The organism is Streptomyces pallidus (ex Mingjun et al. 2026) (genome assembly GCF_051550185.1).
Taxonomy (GTDB): domain Bacteria; phylum Actinomycetota; class Actinomycetes; order Streptomycetales; family Streptomycetaceae; genus Streptomyces.
Window position 1 is genome coordinate 7281930 of record NZ_CP196181.1, and the last position, 16148, is coordinate 7298077.

13 protein-coding genes are annotated in these 16148 nt (G+C 74.8%); 9 read left to right on the forward strand and 4 right to left on the reverse strand.

Annotated elements, in window-relative coordinates:
* The first annotated feature begins 206 nt into the window (after positions 1-206).
* Positions 207-1913 carry a WG repeat-containing protein gene (locus ACSHWO_RS32495; RefSeq protein ID WP_438317771.1) on the forward strand — a complete coding sequence of 569 codons (1707 nt, stop codon included), beginning with the start codon at positions 207-209 and terminating at the stop codon, positions 1911-1913.
* Positions 1914-1995: 82 nt separating this feature from the next.
* Here the strand turns inward: ACSHWO_RS32495 and ACSHWO_RS32500 are convergent, their stop codons facing one another.
* Positions 1996-3441, reverse strand: coding sequence for a DUF7824 domain-containing protein (locus tag ACSHWO_RS32500; RefSeq protein ID WP_438317774.1), 1446 nt, complete (start codon positions 3439-3441; stop codon positions 1996-1998).
* A 164-nt stretch (positions 3442-3605) separates the two neighbouring features.
* Here ACSHWO_RS32500 and ACSHWO_RS32505 point away from each other — a divergent pair, with 164 nt between their 5' ends.
* From ACSHWO_RS32505 to ACSHWO_RS32520, 4 genes are all read left to right on the forward strand, one after another.
* Entirely contained in the window at positions 3606-4826 is a 1221-nt protein-coding gene (locus ACSHWO_RS32505; RefSeq protein ID WP_361087184.1) for a cytochrome P450 family protein, read from the forward strand.
* A 606-nt stretch (positions 4827-5432) separates the two neighbouring features.
* Complete coding sequence (locus tag ACSHWO_RS32510; RefSeq protein WP_438319322.1) at positions 5433-5612, forward strand: SDR family oxidoreductase; 180 nt, start codon at positions 5433-5435, stop codon at positions 5610-5612.
* A 479-nt stretch (positions 5613-6091) separates the two neighbouring features.
* Positions 6092-8080 carry a DUF6777 domain-containing protein gene (locus tag ACSHWO_RS32515; protein WP_438317777.1) on the forward strand — a complete coding sequence of 663 codons (1989 nt, stop codon included), beginning with the start codon at positions 6092-6094 and terminating at the stop codon, positions 8078-8080.
* A 216-nt stretch (positions 8081-8296) separates the two neighbouring features.
* Entirely contained in the window at positions 8297-8749 is a 453-nt protein-coding gene (locus tag ACSHWO_RS32520; protein ID WP_438317780.1) for a hypothetical protein, read from the forward strand.
* Between the two features lie 98 nt (positions 8750-8847).
* On the opposite strand, the gene ACSHWO_RS32525 is transcribed toward ACSHWO_RS32520, so the two are convergent.
* Together ACSHWO_RS32525 and ACSHWO_RS32530 are read right to left on the reverse strand one after the other, a co-directional pair.
* Positions 8848-9738: an arginase family protein gene (locus ACSHWO_RS32525; protein ID WP_385805537.1), complete on the reverse strand. Its 891-nt coding sequence runs from the start codon at positions 9736-9738 to the stop codon at positions 8848-8850.
* A gap of 120 nt (positions 9739-9858) precedes the next feature.
* Entirely contained in the window at positions 9859-10761 is a 903-nt protein-coding gene (locus ACSHWO_RS32530) for a LysR family transcriptional regulator (RefSeq protein ID WP_438317783.1), read from the reverse strand.
* Positions 10762-10831: 70 nt separating this feature from the next.
* Between ACSHWO_RS32530 and ACSHWO_RS32535 the strand changes: the two genes are divergently transcribed.
* Both ACSHWO_RS32535 and ACSHWO_RS32540 read left to right on the forward strand, forming a co-directional pair.
* Entirely contained in the window at positions 10832-11824 is a 993-nt protein-coding gene (locus tag ACSHWO_RS32535) for a reductase (RefSeq protein WP_438317786.1), read from the forward strand.
* On the forward strand, positions 11821-12732 hold the full coding sequence (locus tag ACSHWO_RS32540) for an aldo/keto reductase (protein WP_438317789.1): 912 nt from the start codon (positions 11821-11823) through the stop codon (positions 12730-12732). The genes ACSHWO_RS32535 and ACSHWO_RS32540 overlap by 4 nt, the downstream gene beginning before the upstream one ends.
* Positions 12733-12895: 163 nt before the next feature.
* On the opposite strand, the gene ACSHWO_RS32545 is transcribed toward ACSHWO_RS32540, so the two are convergent.
* Positions 12896-13453, reverse strand: coding sequence for a pyridoxamine 5'-phosphate oxidase family protein (locus ACSHWO_RS32545; RefSeq protein ID WP_438317792.1), 558 nt, complete (start codon positions 13451-13453; stop codon positions 12896-12898).
* A gap of 216 nt (positions 13454-13669) precedes the next feature.
* Between ACSHWO_RS32545 and ACSHWO_RS32550 the strand changes: the two genes are divergently transcribed.
* Both ACSHWO_RS32550 and ACSHWO_RS32555 read left to right on the forward strand, forming a co-directional pair.
* Positions 13670-15400: a sensor histidine kinase gene (locus ACSHWO_RS32550; RefSeq protein WP_438317795.1), complete on the forward strand. Its 1731-nt coding sequence runs from the start codon at positions 13670-13672 to the stop codon at positions 15398-15400.
* A complete protein-coding gene (locus ACSHWO_RS32555; RefSeq protein WP_438317798.1) occupies positions 15397-16101 on the forward strand; it encodes a response regulator in 705 nt (234 codons plus the stop codon). Before ACSHWO_RS32550 ends, ACSHWO_RS32555 begins: the two co-directional genes overlap by 4 nt.
* The last annotated feature ends 47 nt before the right edge of the window (positions 16102-16148 follow it).

Below are 16148 nucleotides of genomic sequence, written 5' to 3' on the forward strand. Positions count from 1 at the left end.
TCCTTGTGGAGCCTGATGGTTCATCAATTCGAGTGGATCTTAAAGGGGAGAGCCCCGTCGAAAGGACGGGCCGACGGGTGCGCGGGCCGGAAAGCCCCGCTCCGGGCCGGGGCGGTTCGGGCAGGTCGGCGAGCTGTCAGAGGGCCCGCCTACGCTGGCTCCTGGCCCGCACCCCTTCCGCGGGGCCCCGAAGGAGAGCCGCCGCCATGCTGACCGCCCCGACCGCGCCCCACGCCGTGCCCGTCGAGGGCCGCGCACCCTTCGGTCGGCGCTTCGCGCTCGTCGACCGGGCGGGACACCTCGTCCGCCCGCCGGACCTCACCGCCGTCGGGCCGTTCCACGAGGACGGCCGCGGCGGGCTCATCGCCCCCGCCGCGGACCTGACCGGCGGCTGGGGCTACCTGGACGGGCAGGGCCGCTGGCTGGCCGAGCCGGTGCTGGAGCACACCACCGGGTTCGACGGGGCGGGCCTCTCGCGGTTCCTGTCCGACGGGCTGTGGGGGTACGCCGACACCGCCGCGGCACCGGTCGTCCCCGCCCGCTTCCAGGAGGCCGGACCGTTCCGGCACGGTCTGGCCGTCGTACGTACGGAGACCGGCGTCGGGTACGCCGACCCCACCGGCGCCGTCGTGATCGGCGGGGCGTACCGGCAGGCCGGGACGTTCGGGGCGAACGGCCTCGGCGCCGTCCGGCAGGCGGACGGCCGCTGCGGCTACGTCGACCGGGAGGGCCGGCTCGTCATCGCCGCCCGCTTCGACGGCGCCCGCCCGTTCACCCCGGAGGGGACGGCGCCCGCCATGATCGGCGAGGAGTGGGGGCTGATCGACGCCACGGGGGAGTGGGTCGTCGAGCCGTGCTTCCGGCTGTTCGACGCCTTCGACGAGAACGGACTCGCGTACGTCAACGGCGGCGGCATCGGCGATTCGTTCGCGGGATTCGTCAACCCCCGCGGCGAGGTGGTCATCCGGCGCGAAGGGGAGATGGACGACGCACTGGCCTGCGGGCTGCTGAAGGTCGGCAACGACGTCGTGCGCGGCTTCCTGGACGCCACCGGCGCGTGGGCGATCGCGGACGAGTACGAGTGGGCCGACCGCTTCGACGCCGGAGGCGCGGCGGTGGCCCGGGCCCTCGACCCGGAGGCGTGGGGCGTACTGCGCGCCGACGGCTCCTTCACCGCCACCCCGCACCGCGAACCGCTCACCGACTCCGACAGCTGGATCGTAGGCTTCGACGACGGGCACGGCCTCGCCCCCTTCCTCACCGACGAGGGCGACGTCGTCCACGTCGGCCGGGACGGCCGGGACGTGTGCCGGGTCGAGGTCGGCGCCCGGGACGGCAGCGCCGTCACCCTCCGGAACGCGGCGGGCGACACGGTCTGGCGGGGCTCCGCCGCCCCCGGCACCTTCGAACGCCACGACCCGTTCCTCGCGGGCGACCCCCGGACGTACGTCGACCACACCGAGGCCTGGGAAGGCGACGTCGCGACGGTGGTGCAGGAACTCCTGGACCTGCCGGCCCGCGCGTTCCACCCCTGCTCACTGATCTTCGACCGCAACGAGGACCCGTACGACCTGTCGGCGCTCGACGAGTACGACCTGGAACGCATCGAGAACGGCGCGATGCACGTGATCGCGAGCACCTGGCTGGCCGCCGAATGGCTCTCCGAGTACCCGTTCCTCCTGGAGAACGCCCGGACCTGCTTCGACGAGATGGTCGACACCCTGGAGCAGCGCCTGCGCGAGCGCTTCGGCGATCCCCTCACGGACGTGGCGGGCTGCCTGCGCAGCGGCGACGGCGAGTGGTCGGCGACATGGGAGATGAAGGACGGCCGCCACCTGGTCCTCCAGTTCTACTGCCTGGTCGGCGACGGCGACCACGAGCTCCAGATATGGCTGGCCGTCACGGACGCCTGACCGGCCGGCACGAGGTCCCGGGGCCGGCCGGATACGGTCCGTGAACAACTGCGGGCCGCGCTCGGGCCGGACGCCCCTTCCGCTACGAGGCGGTGAGGGCAGCGGCCAGGCGGCGGGCCTCCGCGGCCGGGCGGTGGGAACCGCGGCGGGCCGCTACTGCCGCCACCTCGGGCGGGACCGGGCCCCGCGCCCCGCAGTGTTCCGCGCAGTCGGCGGCGACGGCCAGCAGCTCGCCCGCAGTGCGCACCGACGGCAGGAGGCCCGGCAGCGCCTCGGCGAGGACGGCCCACACCGTGGCGTGCGCGCCCGCTCCCGCGGCCGAACGGGTCGCGTCGGCCAGCCGGTTGGGTTTGACCGTGCCGAGGACGGCCATGGCGGCGAGTTCCCTGCCGAGCAGCCCGGCGTCGAGTTCGCCCCGAGCCGCCAGCACCAGCAGGGCCTGGACCGCCGGGCGCCGCTGCTCCGGGTGCTGGGCTCCCAGCCCCGCCGCCACGGCGGCGTGCAGCGCGGGCCCCGCGGGCCCGCCCAGCCGGGCGAGGTGCGGCAGCATCCAGGCGTCCCCGTGGGCGCCGACCGTCGCGGCCAGTGTCACCGACGGCAGCAGCCACGCCGCCTGCGCCTCCCGGTCCTCGGGCAGCACCGAGGCCCGTACGGGGTGTCCCGCGTGCCAGTGGTAGCACTGGGTGAACCCCTCGTGCGGCCGCCCCAGCCAGTGGAAGGCGTCCGGGAAGTCCCGCAGCAGGGCCGGGCGTGCCCCGCTCCCGAAGACGACCTGCGGCACGGCGGCCCCGGGCCGCGCCCAGGACCGGTGGGCCCGCGGCCCGGGTCCGCCGGTCCGGCGCAGCGGCGTCCCCGGCGCACCGTCGGGGCCGAGCCAGGCGGCGAGCCGGTCGCCCTCGGCGGTCCTGAGCCGGGCCGCGGCCGCGGCGGCCGCGGGGGTGTCCGGGCCGTCACGGCGTACGCGCAGGAGCGCCTGACCGAAGTCGGCCGCTCCGGGCCGGACGCCCGAGCGCTGGTACTCCGCGAGCCGTTCGACCAGCTCGGCCGCGTCCAGCGCGCCCGTGTCCCAGGTCGGCGTGGCCAGCAGGAACGGCAGGGTCCGCCCGGACAGCAGCGCGTACCCGATCTCGCGCACGCGCGCGGCCAGCACCCGGTCCAGCCCGCCCTGTGCACACTCCTCGTGTCCCCGCGGCCGGAGCACGGATGCGGGCTGGAGGCCGTACTCCGGTATCCGCCCCAGCAGCGTCGCCGGCACGACGTGCCACACGGCGACCCTCTGTGCCTCCTCCGTGCGGTAGAACTGCTCACCCACCGCCCCGCTCAGGGCGGTCGTGAGGGCGGCGCGGTCGCGGTGGGCCTGTCGTACGAGCCCGTCCAGGGCCCGCTCGAACGCCGCCACGGTGTGCGCGTCGGCGGCGAACTGAAGCACCGTCAACTCGACGGTCTCGGCGATCCCGGTGAGCGGTGCGGCGAGCCGGCGCACGGGCGCCACGGGCGGGAGGACGTCCTGAGCAGTGGTCCGGATCATGCCGCAAGGCTAGGGAACCCCAATGACACCACGGGCCCGGCCGGTCCACCGCCCACGGACCAGTCAGGTGTAAATCGGTACATCGGAACGAAAACCAGCATTCGCAACGAATCGGTCCTATAGCCTCGTGCCAGACAGCCAGGCGACGTCCTCCGGGAGGCATCTTGAGCGAGCGGCCGGTCCTTCTGCCCTACGCCGATCCGGCCTTCGTCGCGGACCCCTTCCCCCTCTACCGGCAGCTCCGCGAAGAGGGCCCGGTGCGCCGCGCCGTCATCGCGGGCGGCCTGGAGGCCTGGATCGTCACCCGCTACGAGGACGGGCTCGCGGCCCTCTCCGACTCCCGCCTCAGCAGCGACGTGCGCGACGCCGCCGATCAGCGGCTCCTCCAGCAGCTACCCGAGACGGAGCGCGACTCGATGCTGAGCAACATGCTCCGCAGCGACCCGCCCGACCACACCCGGCTGCGCCGCCTGGTCTCCAAGGCGTTCACCGCCCGACGGGTCGCCGCGATGGAGCCCCGCATCCAAGCCCTCACCGACCGGCTGCTGGACGCGGTCGTCCCGGCCGGCCGCGCCGACCTCGTCGCCGACTTCGCGCTCCCGCTGCCGGTCGCGGTCATCAGCGAACTGCTCGGGGTGCCCGTCGACGACCGACACGACTTCCAGCACTGGACCGACCGCATGCTCACACGGGGAGCGGAGCCGGTGGACCCGGCCGTGGTCAACGAGGCGTGGCAGCACATGCGCGCGTACGTCACCGGCCTCATCCGGGACGCACGCGCCCGCCCCGGCGACGACCTGCTCAGCGGTCTCATCGCGGCCCGCGACGAGGAGCAGCAGCTCACCGAGGACGAACTCATCGCCATGGTGTTCCTGCTGCTGGCCGCCGGCTACATCACCACCGTCAACCTGATCGGCGGCGGCATCGCCATGCTGCTGGCCCACCCGGACCAGCTCGAACTGCTGCGTTCCGACCCCGAGCTGCTGCCGGGCGCGGTCGAGGAGTTCCTGCGCTACGACGGCCCGGTCAGCCCCGGCATCGCCCGCTTCGCCCGCGAGGACGTCGAGATCGCGGGCGTGGTGATCCCGGGCGGCGCGACCGTGCTGATCGCCTCGGCCATCGCCGACCGCGACCCGGGGCGGTTCGCCGACCCCGACCGCCTGGACATCACCCGGCAGGACAACGCCCACCTGGCGTTCGGCCACGGAGTCCACTACTGCCTGGGCGCTCCGCTGGCCCGCCTGGAGGGCCGGATCGCCATCGGCACGGCCCTGCGCCGACTCCCGGGGCTCGCCCTCGCGGTAGCGCCGCAGGAGATCCACTGGCGCCCCGGCGGCCTGCGCGGCCCCATGAGCCTCCCCGTGACCTTCACTCCCGGCGTCTAGGCGTGCGCCCTACCGCAGGCATCCGGTGTCGGAGGGCGCTGGCAGCATCGTCGCCATGAACATCGTCCGTACCACCCCCCACCGCGACCGCTCGACGTCACCGCTGTCTTCCCCTGACTGGCCCCGCTGGCGCGCACGGCGACCCGGTTACATCCCCGCCGCGGAGCTCCTTCGGTGCACGACAGTTCGATCGGCGGGCCACTGCTGTGGCCCGCCGACGAGCCGTGGCCGTACTGCGACGCCCCGCACGAGGGCGAGGAGCACGCGCTGGCCGAGCTGCGCCTTGAGCAGCGCATCCGGGTGAGCGAGGCGACGCACCCGGACGGCGCGGCCCCGCCCCGAGCGCCGCCGAGACCGGCCCGCCCCGCCCCGCGCCCCGCCGGGGCCCGCTCCGCCGAACGCCCCGCCGGGCCCGACCAGGGTCGGCCCCGGGAGCCCCAGCCCCTCCGCACCGACGAAAGGCCGGCTACCTCTCGCAGCGCCCCGGGAAGGCCTCCGCCCTGCAGAGCGCGGTCAACGCCGCCCTGGAGGCCCTCGTGCGCGGCCCGGCCCTGGAGTACGCCCCGCTGCGGGTGAACGCCGTATCTCCCGGGCTGCTGCACCCCGCTGTGGGACGGGCTGACCGCCGAGGCCCGCGACGCCATGTACGGGGCGGCCGCCGGCCGCCTGCCCGTGGGCCGCGCCGGTGAACCGGCCGACGTCGCCGCGGCCGTCCTGTTCCTCGCCGACAACCCGTACACCACGGGCTCGACGGTGTACGTCGACGGCGGCGGCACCATCGCCTGACCGCGGGCGGGCCCGGCCCGGGCCGGTGGCGGCCGGCTGTCAAGACCCGAGAAGTCGGAACGTGACGTGTCCTGCGGCCCGGGGCTTACTCGGGGACATGGGCTCACGGAGAAGAGGGGGCCCTGCCCGCGTCCACCCGCGGGGGTCGTCACGGCAGCAAGGAGCGATCACATGCCGACCATCGTCGTCCTTCCGATGTCCTATGCCGGGGGGAGGGCGTCGTGACGTCCGTACCTCCGCCGCCCGGGCGCCCCACGGGCCCGCCGTCCGGTCCGCTCTCCAGTCGCCCGTCGAACGAGCGGCCGACGCCGGGACATCCCCTGCCGCCTCCGCCGAAGGGGCCCTCGGGGCCACCGTCCAGCGGTGGTGACCCGGGTCCGCCGCCGGACCGGAGCCGCCCCGACGCGCCGGCCTGCGGGTGGCGGTCGCGGCGGACGCTGCTGAGCGCCGGCACCGCGGTGGCCCTGACGGCGGCAGCAGTGCTCGCCTTCACCGTCATGGGCGGCAACGAGGCGGCCGGCGGCGAGGTCTTCCTCCAGGCCGCCGCGGCCGCCGGCCCCGATCCGTTCACGCCCTCGACGGTCACGGCGGCCGAGGCCCGCGACCCCGGACCGGTCACTCCCGCCGAGCCCACCGCGGCCGCCGGGCCCCGCACCGGCACCCGTACCCTCCAGGTCAGCGGGACCTACCCGGGGTTGTACGGGGGCACGCGGAACATCGCGAGCTGCGACGTCGAGAAGCAGATCGGGTTCCTCGCCCGACACCCGGACAAGGGGAAGGCCTTCGCCGCCCCCTTGAACATCCGGCAGTCCGAGGTCCCGTCCTACCTGCGGTCCCTGACGCCGGTCCGGCTGGGCTGGGACACCCGCGTCACCAACCACGGGTACAAGGACGGCGCGCCCACCGGTTACCAGGCGGTGCTGCAGGCCGGCACCTCCGTGCTGGTCGACGACCGCGGCGTGCCCCGCGTCCGCTGCGCCTGCGGCAACCCGCTGACCCCGCCCGTCGCCGTCAAGGGCAAGCAGACGTACAGCGGCAGGGAGTGGTCGTCGTTCCGGTCCGCCGACCTCGTCGCGGTCAAGCCCGCCCGGAAGCCGGTGAAGGCCGTCACGGTGTTCGATCAGGGCCGGAAGGCCTGGTACGAGCGCCCGAGCGGCGGGGCGAAGCCCGGAAGGCACGACCAGGAGGTCGCACCGCCGCGCGGCCGGACGCCGGACTCGCCGTACCCGGTCCTGCCCCCGCTCCGGCCCGGACCGGTGGAGGAGCCCGCCGACGCGGGGACGAGCAAGGCCCACGACGAGGAGGCGCCCGCGGGGAGGCCTCCGGGCGCGGGTCGGGGCCAGAAGCCCGCGGTCCCCGGAGAGGACCGGGTCCGTGATCCGCATGCGGACTCCGATGCGCCCTCGGTCACGGGCACGGGAAAGGTTCCGCACCGGCCCGAGGGAGGGAAGCCGGAGAAGACCCCTGCGCCGGACCCGGAAAAGGCACCGGCGAAGGGCTCTGGGAAGGTCTCCCCCCGCAAGGGCTCGGGTGAGAGTCAGGGAGAGGAAAAGTCCGGCCGCAATTCCGAACGCCCCGAACACTCCGGAAAGGGCTCGGTGCAGGACCAGGATCCGGACAGGACTCCGGACAAGGGTGCGGAGAACGTCCCCGGCAGGAATTCCGGCCCGACGGACCCCGGCAAGGTTCCCGGGCGGGTCACCGAGCGGGGGCCTGCGGCGGACCCGCCGGTGAAGCACGGCGGAAAGCCGGACCTGAAGCCCGCCCATCCCGTCGAGCAGCCGGACCGGAATCCCGGCAAGACACAGGATCGGAATCCGGAAGAGGGGACCGGGAAGGGTGCTGGCACGCCGGACCGGGCACAGGGCCAGGGCCGGGGGAAAGGGAAGAGCCAGGGCCAGGGGAAGGCGAAGGCAAAGGTAAAGGAGAAAGGCCCGGGGACCGGCTCCGACCATGATCCTGTGGGAAGCCGGAACCGGAAGCCGGGCCACCCTGAAGAGGGGTCCGATCACGGCCCTGCGAAGCCCCCGGGCCAGAAGCAGGGGGAGAGCCACGGGACAGGCGCCGGAAAGGGTTCCGAGAAGGGGTCGGGAACGGTCCCCCGCACGGATCCGACGCGGAATCCGGGCGAATCCACCGGTCGGCACCCCGGAGGAACCGGCAAGGAACCGCACCAGGACCCGGCGCAGGTTCCGGGGAGTTCCCAGGGCCGGAGCCCGGGGGAGCACGCCGAAAACGTCCCTGGCCGGACCCCCGGGAAGGGCACCGGGGCGGACCCGGAGACGGGTCCGGGCACGGGCCGGGGGACAGGGCAGGGGAAGGGCAAGGGGGCGGCCAAGGAGAAGGATCGGGGCGGACCGCCGGACCGGAGTCCTGGGGACTCCGGAAAGGCTCCGGATCAGGGATCAGGCGTCGACCCGGTCACGAGCCCGGTACGAGAGCCGGGACGTGCGGAGCAATCCGGATGATCGCGCGGTTCGACGCCGGGAAGGTGCGCCTCGCGGGCCAAGGGCGCGGCGGTACCCGCCCGCCCTTGGCCCAGGCGCCTCGCCGTCTGTCAAGACACGGAATCCGGGGACATGACCCCGCCCGAGCGGCAGGGCCTACTGGAGGTGCGGGTCAACGGGAAACGGAAATCCCCCAGCCCGCACCACACCACACACCCCTCCGCGAAGGAATCAGTCATGACCCGCACGTCCCGCAAGCAGCGAATCGTGATGCTCGGCCTGTCGACCGCGCTGGCCGCCGGAGGAGCCCTGTTCTCCTCGACCGCGTACGCCGCCCCCGCCAAGCCGTACACCAGCAGCACCACGAAGGCTGTGGAGGGCAAACCGGCGCATGGTGACCTGAAGGGCAAGAAGAGCGACCGCAGCGGCGGCAACAAGAAGGGGAACAAGGGCAAGAAGGGCAACCAGGCCCGTGACATCGAGAACATGCCCGGCTGCAAGTTCGTGAGCGGCAAGGTGTACTGCGAGTTCAAGCCGCCCACGGACACGAAGCCGCCCACGGACACGAAGCCCGGTGACACCAAGCCGGGCGACACCAAGCCCACGGACGCGAAGCCGGACGACAAGGTTCCCGCGCCCGCCCCCGGGACGGCGCCCGCAGTGCGGACCGGTGGTCCCACGGGGAAGTAGCCGCAGCGGCGAAGCCCCCGGCCGGCTCGCAGCAGGATCCCGTCCGATCGCTCAGATCGGGCGGGATCCGCTGCTGCCGGGCACGCGCGCTCGCGCGTTCAGCGGTCGGGTCGCGTCGAAAGCGCTCGGTGCAGGCATTCGACGAGGCGGGCCGCGATGCTGCCGTCGGGGTCGAGCCGGGGGTTGAAGACGGTGACGTCGAGACCGACGGCCCGCTCGTCGGCGAGCGCCACCCGCAGCACCGCCTCCAGCTCCGCCCAGGCCAGTCCCCCCGGCAGCCGGTAGTCGACGGCGGGCATGACCGCGTCGTCCAGCACGTCGGCATCGAGGTGGATCCAGTATCCGGCGGCCCTGCCGCGCGTCAGCCGGTAGACCGCCCGGCGCGCCGCCGCGGCGGCTCCGACGGCGCGCACGTCCTCCAGGCCGACCGCGTACAGCCCGTCCGGGAGCGGCTGCATCCCGGCTTCGGCCGATTCGGCGGCGTCACGGAAGCCGAACGCGACGACGTCCTCGTCGCGGAGCAGCGGCCCGAGTCCTTCGAGGTCGGTGAGCAGCCGGGGGCCGCGGCCGGTGGCCAGGGCGAGTTCCATCGAGGCCGCCTCGCCGGTGGGTTCTGCCGACGGCTGGTAGAAGTCGGTGTGGCCGTCGAGGAACAGCAGGCCGTACTGTCCTCGCCGGCGCAGTGCCAGGAGGTTGCCGAGGAGGATGCTGCAGTCGCCGCCGAGGACCACCGGGAAACTCCCGACATCGAGTGCCCGGCCGACCGCGTCGGCGAGTGCGACGGAGTAGCGGGCGATGCCCGCCGGGTTGAGGATCCCGGTCCCGGGGTCCCGCGCCGGGTCGTACGCCGGAGGCTCGACCCGCCCGGCGCGCAGCGCCCCCGGGCGGTCCAGCAGACCGGCGCCGATCAGCGCCGCCGGCAGGTCCTCGACGCCGGACGGTCGCAGGCCCAGCACGGAGGGCGCCTCGATGACGGCCAGTTCCTGCACGTCCCGGTCCCTCCGCCGACGACCACCACCCGCCCATGGTGGCTACGGCCCGCCCGGGAACCCGTCAGACATGCGGCATGGACCCTCTGTGCCGCGATCCCGTAGTCCGGCCCGCGGCGACTACCCGACCCGGGCGGCGGCCGCGGCCAGGGCCTCCGCGAAGGCGGCGGCATGCGGCGCGGGTCGACGGCGGCGGGGCATCGCCACACCGATGTGGCGGGCCGGGCGCGGGGGTTCGACGTCGACGACGGCGACGCCCGGGGCCGGGGCCAGCGAGACCTTCGGGACCAGCGACACCCCCACCCCGGCCGCGACCAGCGTCTGGGCGAAGAAGTAGTCGGTGGTGGAAGCGGCCACCTGGAGGTCGAACCCGGCCCGCTGCGCATGGCGGCGCAGGTACGCCTCGGTCTTCAGGCAGCCCAGCACCCACCGGTCCGCGGCCAGTTCTCCGAGGTCGATGCCGGCCCGCCCGGACAGGCGGTGGCCGCGCGGCAGGACGACCGACAGCGGGTCGTCCATCAGCGGGGTCCAGTCGAAGCCCGGCCGCTCGGTCGGCGGGACCGGGAGGGGGCCGTCGAAGTGGTAGGTGAGCGCGAGATCGGCCTCGCCGCGCCGGAGCATCGGCAGGGCCGTCTCCGGCTCGCTCTCGCGGACGGTCAGCTCCACCTCGGGGTGCGCGGCCACGAACCGGGCCAGCGCCTCGGGCAGCAGATAGCGCCCGCCGCTGGTGAAGGTGGCGACGGTCAGCCGGGGCCGGGGGGCGTTCAGCCGGTCGATCTGCCGGCGCACGTGGTCGAGTTCCGCCGAGATGGTGTCGGCGGCCTCCACCAGGAGCCGCCCGGCGTCGGTCAGGGTGACCCCACGGGTGCTGCGGACGGCGACCGGTCGGCCCAGCGAGCGCTCCAGCACGGCGATGTGCTGGGATACGGCCGACGGCGTGAGCAGAAGCGCTGCGGCGGCCCGGTTGAAGCTGCCGTGCTCGGCGACCGCCCGCAGGACACGCAGCCGCTGCACATCGATCATCGGTTTTCCTTCATACCTGTTCAGTAGATGACCAGTTCTGCTGGGGACCGTACCGCGGCAGAGTCGAGGCATGCGAAACGTATGTGTGATCGGCGGGAGCCGGTACTTCGGCAGGCACCTCGTGGAACTGCTGCGCGGGGCGGGCTCGAACGTGACGGTGGTCAACCGGGGTTCGGCCCCGGCACCGCACGGGGTGACCCATCTCGTCGCCGACCGCGGTGACGAGCGGCAGTTGCGCGCCGCGCTGGGCTCCCGGACCTTCGACGTGGTCCTCGACCAGGTCTGCTACACGCCCGAACAGGCCGAAGTCGCCCGGCGGGTCTTCACCGGCAGGACCGGCCGCTACGTCATGACGTCGACCGTCGAGGTGTACGACCCGGCGACGCAGTCACCCGGTGCCGGTGCCGGTGCCGGCACCGGAGTCCCCGCACCCCCACCCGCCCCCGTCCGGGACGCCGCGGTCCGCGTCACCGAGGGCCTCCTCGACCCGGTCGGCCGGCCCGTCCCCGGCGTCCCGGCCGACGCCGACGAGGCGACGGCGTACGCGGAAGGCAAGCGGCAGGCCGAGAGCGTGCTGCTGACCGACCCCGTCTTCCCGACCGCCGTCGTGCGCACCGCCCACGTGCTGGGCGGCGGCCGGGCCGACTTCACCGGACGGCTGGCGCACTACGCCGAACGGGTCCTGGCCGGCGAGCCGGTCCTGGTCCACCGGCGGGCGTACCCGACCACGTTCATCCACCACCGGGAGATCGCCGAGTTCCTGCACTGGACGGCCGGGGCGTCGTTCACCGGACCGGTCAACGCCTGTTCGCACGGCACGCTCACCGTCACCGAGCTGGGTGACCTGGTGGGCGAACGGGTCGGGCGGCCGCCGCACTACGCGCTGGTGGAGGCCGGGTCCGCCGCGTCGCCCTTCTCGTACGACCGCCACTACCCGGTGGACAACGGGCGGGCGGCCGGGCTGGGCTTCGCCTTCGGCCGGGTGGCGGACTGGATGCCGCAGGCGGTCGACGAGGTCCTCGCCGAGGTCTCGGTCGCGGGCCGGAACGGGGGCGCACGGTGAGGGCCGAACGCTCCATCGGCGGGGTGCGGGTCTCGGCCGTCGGCCTCGGCGCGATGCCGCTCTCCGTGGAGGGCCGGCCCGACCGGCGGCAGGCCCTCACCACCCTGCACGCCGCCCTGGACGCCGGCGTCACGCTCCTCGACACCGCGGACTCGTACCACTGGCACGCCGACGAGACCGGCCACAACGAGGAACTCGTCGCCCAGGCGCTGGCAGAGCGCGGCACGGGCCCGGACCGCGAGGCCGTCCTGGTCGCCACCAAGGGAGGCCGCGGCCGACCCGGCGACGGTTCGTGGACCGTCGACGGCCGTCCCGCACACCTGCGCCGGGCCTGCGAGGCGTCGCTGCGCCGGCTCGGAGGGGAGACGATCGGGCTGTACCAGCTGCACAAGCCGGACCCGCAGGTGCCGTGGGCGGACTCGGTCGGTGCCCTGCGCGAACTCGCCGAACAGGGCAAGATCCGGGCGGCCGGGATCTCCAACGTCTCCGTCGAGCAGCTCGACGAGGCCCGCCTGATCCTGGGCGACCTGCTGGTCTCCGTGCAGAACCAGTACTCTCCCGCCGTCCGCGACAGCGAGCCCCAGCTGCGCCGCTGCGCCGAACTCGGCATCGCCTTCCTCCCGTGGAGCCCGCTGGGCGGGATCTCGCGCAGCTCCCTCGACGGCCCGTCGGGTCCGACGTCGTCCGGTACGGCCTTCCACGAGGTCGCCGCCGAGCACGGGGTGAGCCCCCAGCGGGTGTGCCTGGCCTGGCTGCTGTCCCGTGCCCCGGTGGTGATCCCGATCCCCGGCGCATCCCGCCCGCACAGCGTCCGGGACTCGGCGTCCGCCGCCGGACTGGTACTGACCGAGGCCCAGCGCACCCGCCTGGACGCCGCCGCGGAGACCTGGCGGACGGTGACGGGCTGACCGCCGGATCGCGCCCCCGAACCGCCCCCCTGACCGCCGACCACCCGACGCCGTCAGGCCGTGCGCGCCCGACCGGCGCCACGTCGGCTCGGAACCGCGTCGGCGGGGGCTGCCCGGACGGCAGCCTCCGCCAGGCGGGACCGGCCGCGTCGGTGACCGGCGGTCAGAACGTCCACCGCGTGTGGCTGTACACACCGCCGTCGCGGCCGAAGCCGTAGGCGGTGGTCGGGGCCACCGCGAACACCATCGCCTTCCCCTGCCGGAACGCGTCACCGATCCCGTGGAAGGTCCCCTCGGGCGAGGTGATGTGCGGCCCGTACTTCGCCTCGTACGCGGCGATGACCTCTTCCAGCACCGCCGGCTCGGCGATCGGGTGCGCCCTGCCCTCGACCACCAGGTCGAGTCCTTCGGTCAGCGAGTTCCCGCCGGTCGTCAGCGCGCAGTGCCCGTCGTGGGCGAGGTTCTTCGCCTTCTGCTCGCTCGGGCCGGTGGAGAAGTACAGCACGCCGTCGTGCCAGGCGGCGATCACGGGTGTGACGTGCAGTCTGCCGTCCGGGCGGACCGTGGACACCCAGAAGATCTCGGCCGTCTCCAGCAGCCGCTGGGCCTCGGCCCACTCCGTGGCGGTGACGTCCTCCGCCCCGGGGCGGGGGTTGAGCGCGGAGCTGTAGCGGGCGTCGAGCTCGGTCGTGGGCTGCTGTGCGGATCCGTGAGGGGGCATCGGGGTTCTCCTTCCTGTCCTCCCCGTAACGACCGGCGGCCCGGACCGGGATCATCGACGCACCCGTTCGTGATCCCGTTGGCGCCGTGCGTTTCTTGGTGCTGTCCTTCGGTTTCGTGTGGGCGGCTGGCCGTCCGCGTCTCTGCCTTTCGGTAGAGGGCGGATCCGCCGTGAGGCGCACGCCGTCGCGGCCCCGCGGTATCGATACTGGTCAGCGTGTCGTGCACCCCTTCCGTCCCTGCGTTCAGTCGGCTCGTCCGAGGTCGTTCGCCCGCGCTGGCGGAGACCGCCGGGGTGGTGCTCGCCGGGCTGGGCGTGTGGGTGGCGGTCGCGAGCCTGGGGCTGCTGCCGAACCCGTACCCGCCGCTGCCGGCGCTCGCGGTGGGCGCGGTGCTGTTCCCGCTGCGCCGCCGCTTTCCCGCGGCCGTGCTCCTCGCCCTCGCCGCGCTGACGGGACTGGCGTTCTGCGTCGGGCCGGTCACGGCGGCGACCGCGTACTCGGTCGCCCGGCGTACGGTCGCGGCGCGGCGGCGCGCCCGGCTGCTGGCCGCGGCGGCCGTCCTGGTCGTGGTGGCCGCGGCGGTGGCCGCGCCCTGGCTCGGGCCGGGGCGGGTGCCGTACGGATTGGCGCTCGGCCTCATCCTCACCCCGACGGCCGTGATCGTCCCCGGCCTGGTCGGCACCACGTACGGCCAGCAGCGCCGCCTCGTACGGGCGCTGCGCGAGCGCGGGGACGCCGCCGAACGGGCCCGGCGGTTCGCCGACAGCGAGGCCCGCATCCACGAGCGCTCCCGGATCGCCGCCGAGATGCACGATCTGGTCGGACACCGGCTGAGCCTGATCTCGCTGCACGCCGGCGGGCTGGAGCTGGCCCTGGAACGGGCCGATCCCGAACTGCGCGAGGAAGCCGTCCTCGTACGGCGGACCACCCGCGACGCGATGCGGGAGCTGCGCCAGGCCCTCGGGGTGCTCGGGCCGCTGGGCCGCGACACCGGGCCCGACGCCCTCACCGACGCCACCGGCACCCGCGCCGACATCGAGGCCCTGGTGGGGGAGTCCCGGGGCGGGGGGATCGCCGTACGCCTCGACTGGATCGGGCCGGACCTCGACGCCCGGCCGGCAGGGGTGCGCAGGGCGGTGCACCGGCTGGTACGGGAGTCCCTGACCAACGTGCACCGCTACGCCGGCGCGGCCCACGTCACCGTGACGGTGGTGCACGGCGACGAGACGGTCCGCGTCACCGTCCACAACGGCGCCCCGCCCGCACCCCCCGCCTCCGCCGGGGACGTGGGCACCGGCCGCGGACTCACGGGGCTCCGGGAGCGGGTCGAGCTGCTGGGCGGGACGTTCGACGCCGGCCCGCTGCCGACCGGCGGCTTCCGGGTGGACGCGGCCGTACCGGCCGAGCCGGGCGACGCGCCCGTACCCAGGCGGTCCGGCGCTCCGCCCCGGGAGGTGGGCGGGGCCCCCGGCCCCGGCGGCCCCGACGGCCCGGACGGTCCGGACGTCCAGGGCACCGAAAATGCCTCCGGCTCCGGCTCCGGCTCCGGCTTCGGCGGCGGGGTCGCCCAGCGGGTGACGCTCGCCCTCGGGCTGGGGGCGTTGAGCGTGCTGATGGCCCTCGGGACCGCCTTCGTGTACGGAACGGCACCGCGGAAGGAGTTCGCCGGGCCGCGCCCCCTGCCCCGCATCGGCATGACGTACGGCGACGTGGCCGGGCTGGGCGTCCTCGACAACGCGGCGGTCCGGGCCGCGGCCACCGGCCACGAGCCGCCGCGCCCCGACGGCGCGGTCGGCTGCATCTACCCGTTCACCGGCGGCACCGAGTCCCGCCCCGGCAGCCTGCGGATCGCCCGCCACTGCTTCGACGCCGCACAGCGGCTCATCGCCGTCGACCGTTTCACCGTCCCGTCGGTCCGGGACGCCGCACCCTGGGAGACCCCGTGACCGAGCCCGCCCAGCCCGCCCGGCACGACCGATCCGGCCGACCCGTCCGCGTCCTGCTCGCCGACGACGAGACGATGATCCGGCACGGCGTACGCCTGATCCTGCGGCACGCCGAGGGCATCGAGGTCGTCGCCGAGGCCCGGGACGGCCGGCAGGCCGTCGAACTGGCCGCGGCCCACCGCCCGGACGTGGTGCTGCTGGACATCCGCATGCCGGTCTGCGACGGGCTGACCGCGATCGAGCCGCTGCTCGCCCTCGACCCGGCGCCGCGCGTGGTCATGCTGACCACCTTCGGCGACGACGACAACGTCGTACGGGCGCTGCGCGCGGGCGCCGCCGGATTCCTGCTGAAGGACGAGGGCCCGCAGGAGCTGATCAGCGCGGTCCGTGCCGCGGCCGCCGGGGACGCCGTGCTGTCGCCGGGTGTGACCGGGGCGGTGATCTCCCGCATGCTGCGCGCCGGCGGCCCGGACGGCCCGGGCGGCGCGGCCGCGGACGAGCGGATCGCCCGGCTCACCGGCCGGGAGCGGGAGGTGCTCGCCATGCTCGGCGAGGGGTTGTCGAACCAGGACATCGCTGCCCGGCTCGGCATCGGGACCGGCACGGTGAAGACCCATGTGGGCGCCATCCTCGACAAGACCGGTTCGACGAGCAGGGTGCAGGCCGCGCTGCTGGCCCACCGGACCGGCCTGGCGACCTGACGGCGCCGGCCGGCGTCGGGTCCGCCTCTGCCGAAAGGAAGAGGCGG

Excerpts from the sequence above, each read along its gene's own strand:
- ACSHWO_RS32545 (WP_438317792.1), bottom strand. The coding sequence starts at position 13,453 with ATGCCCCCTCACGGATCCGCACAGCAGCCCACGACCGAGCTCGACGCC.
- ACSHWO_RS32495 (WP_438317771.1), top strand. The coding sequence starts at position 207 with ATGCTGACCGCCCCGACCGCGCCCCACGCCGTGCCCGTCGAGGGCCGC.
- ACSHWO_RS32535 (WP_438317786.1), top strand. The coding sequence starts at position 10,832 with ATGCGAAACGTATGTGTGATCGGCGGGAGCCGGTACTTCGGCAGGCAC.
- ACSHWO_RS32500 (WP_438317774.1), bottom strand. The coding sequence starts at position 3,441 with ATGATCCGGACCACTGCTCAGGACGTCCTCCCGCCCGTGGCGCCCGTG.
- ACSHWO_RS32530 (WP_438317783.1), bottom strand. The coding sequence starts at position 10,761 with ATGATCGATGTGCAGCGGCTGCGTGTCCTGCGGGCGGTCGCCGAGCAC.
- ACSHWO_RS32520 (WP_438317780.1), top strand. The coding sequence starts at position 8,297 with ATGACCCGCACGTCCCGCAAGCAGCGAATCGTGATGCTCGGCCTGTCG.